Origin of the sequence: Shewanella sp. 11B5, assembly GCF_002836795.1 — a bacterium.
Lineage (GTDB): Bacteria > Pseudomonadota > Gammaproteobacteria > Enterobacterales > Shewanellaceae > Shewanella > Shewanella frigidimarina.
Genome location: NZ_PJAP01001040.1, coordinates 1 through 2538, shown reverse-complemented (window position 1 = coordinate 2538; position 2538 = coordinate 1). Strand labels below are relative to the sequence as shown.

Here is a 2538-nt window from a genome sequence, read left to right as displayed (position 1 = left end):
AAAGCCACTGGGGAGCGTTCACCAAACCCACAATGGCGGCCATTTATCGGTAAAAAACACCTCGGGAAATGCCTACCATATCAACTGAGTGATAATGCATTGAAGACTAAAATAGCAATATTATCCTCATTTTATGGCTATTTAATTAGCGAAGAATACACCGAGCGAAACCCAGCTCAGTTATGGTTAAAACACAGTCGTTTTGCTATTAAACGTAAATTTACCATCGACGAAGACAACAACCATCATGCCTTTACAGAGTTACAATGGTCTTATGTTATAAGCACCGTAAGCCAGCTTGCAGACACTCAACCAGAGCAGCATCAACGCAGTTTATTCCTCATTACACTATTATATAGCTGTTACTTACGAATCTCCGAGATCAGTGCACGTGCAGGTTACGCGCCCATCATGAGCCAGTTTAGACAAGATCCACATTCTGGTGTCTGGTATTTTCACGTGCCATTTTCTAAAAGCGGCAAAGCACGTAATATTGCCATATCAAAAGCATTGCTGGCTGGACTAGTTGATTATCGACGTTATCTGCGTCTCAGTGATTTACCCAACATCAACGATCAACATCCTATATTTGTCCGTCACAAAGCAGCAGCCCATGGACGTGAATCTGGAATCATCAACGCCAATCTTGGTATTCGGCACATACGTGACGAAATAGACAAACTGATTAACTTAGCTGCAGACAATGCTGCTAAAGATGGTTTTGAACACGACAGCCAACTTATGCGAAAACTCAGTGCGCATAATATTCGTCATACTGGGATCACGCATGACATCAATATCAACCGTCGACCATTGTCACATGTCCAGGCCGATGCCGGTCATGAGAGCATCGACACAACATCACAGTATTTACACACCACACAAACTGAACGACATCAAAGCGCATTCAACAAACCGTTAAATCATCTTGCTGAGATTAAATAATTGGTAGGCACTAGCCGTAAATAGTTAAAGCATGCAATCTCAGCACGATGATAAAAAGCACATTAAGCGACATTAGGCTGTTAATGCACAATCAATGCCTACAAAGACTTAGTATTGAACATAACTATTGATGTGTACACACGTATGCGCACAATGTATATTATGTTAAATAGAGTATTTGTGTAATCTACCTGACTTGCCGCCTGTGTGTGGTTTCTCATACCAAATGAGTTTTGTCTCACTTCGTGGATCTGGCCTTTTAGTATTTAGAATCAGATGGTTATATTTAAATAAACGATTTCAGCGCACAACTTTGGTGCAATATTCTATTAAGAGCGCTTTTTGTTGTCAGTTTATTCCACCTGACTTTTTCAAATCCTGTGGTATGTTTTTGGTTTGATTGTCAGTGTGTTTTAGTAAGCGTTACTCTGGTTCTGTGATTAGTCATAACTGTTCGTTTGAAATGGTCATGTTGAAATTTCTCAAAACTCTCGTAGTTCCCAAAGACAGAATCCATAGATTTAAGTTTTCGGTACTGTCACTCCGAACCCCAGCGAGATTATTTTCAACAATATGATTCATACAACTACACTCAGCGGCTCTTTAAGACTCACTAATGGACACTCATCAGTTTCAAGATCATAAGGCACTACATTCAGCCTTAACCCGGGTTAAATTCGAAGTTTGCCAGAGGTTCAATAAAGCCAATATGCTTAGGATAAATCAAGTACAGATCACCCTGGCCTTTAAGGTACTTTTCACCATAAGCAAATAACTGGTACAAATCTGACTGACTTAAGTTGTACTTATGCTTTGTGTATTAAGTGAAGCATCAAGCAACTTCCACTTGGTATCCATCACAGTAACCACTTTTGATTTATCATAAACCACAATGTCAGGTTTTAGCCTAAACCAATCATTGCCGTTATGGTGGTTAAGCAGTGGCTGGACACCTGCTCTCTTAACTTTAAAGATAATGGCAAGAACAGCTAAGTTCTAATGTTAATAATCTCTAACATCTTTAATTAGGGCATCTAAGTCTTTAAACCAATGTGTGCTGTTTGCCGTTGTTGATTTTTGTATATGATATTTATGCTTTTCTAGCTGTGATTTTATAGTTGATTTCCACTTGTCATCAGTCGGTTTCGATTCCAGTATTTGCTCAAATGCAAATAACATATTTGAGAAAAACCAAGTGTACCGTGCATATCGTTCATCAGTACTTGATATGGGGCGGTATTGACCACTAGCTAAATCGGTATTTTCCATACACAAAACTAAATATTGTTGGTATATATTATGGGCTTGTGCCGTAGCTGTAGCACTTCGTCCAATTTGAACTTGATAATAAGCAGTACCAAGGGCACCAATGGCAACAAGCAAGCTTAAAATAGGTGTCCAGCTCTCCCACGTTTTAATATCAAGCAATACTGCAAACCCTGTTTCAAAACATGTCATATAAAATCTCTTATCTTGGAGGTAATACTTTTCGAGAAATAGAAATTTCAAATCCTTCTGGAACAGGCTTAAAAGGATCGGATTCTTTAGGCCAACGTTTAGCTCTACTTTGAAACTCTCTCAACTTTTTAATAT

General features: G+C 38.9%; 4 protein-coding genes. 1 reads left to right on the top strand and 3 read right to left on the bottom strand.

The features are described 5' to 3' along the window. A partial coding sequence (locus tag CXF78_RS20010; protein ID WP_102037744.1) for a tyrosine-type recombinase/integrase occupies positions 1-945 on the top strand: 945 nt, incomplete at its 5' end. A gap of 661 nt (positions 946-1606) precedes the next feature. On the opposite strand, the gene CXF78_RS21965 is transcribed toward CXF78_RS20010, so the two are convergent. The 3 genes from CXF78_RS21965 to CXF78_RS20000 are packed head-to-tail and all read right to left on the bottom strand — an operon-like array spanning position 1607 to position 2403. After that, positions 1607-1729, bottom strand: a complete 123-nt coding sequence (locus tag CXF78_RS21965; RefSeq protein WP_257984960.1) for a hypothetical protein — start codon at positions 1727-1729, stop codon at positions 1607-1609. Between the two features lie 11 nt (positions 1730-1740). After that, positions 1741-1887, bottom strand: coding sequence for a 5-methylcytosine restriction system specificity protein McrC (locus CXF78_RS21960; RefSeq protein WP_257984961.1), 147 nt, complete (start codon positions 1885-1887; stop codon positions 1741-1743). Between the two features lie 60 nt (positions 1888-1947). Further along, positions 1948-2403, bottom strand: a complete 456-nt coding sequence (locus CXF78_RS20000) for a hypothetical protein (protein WP_102037743.1) — start codon at positions 2401-2403, stop codon at positions 1948-1950. Positions 2404-2538: the final 135 nt, after the last annotated feature.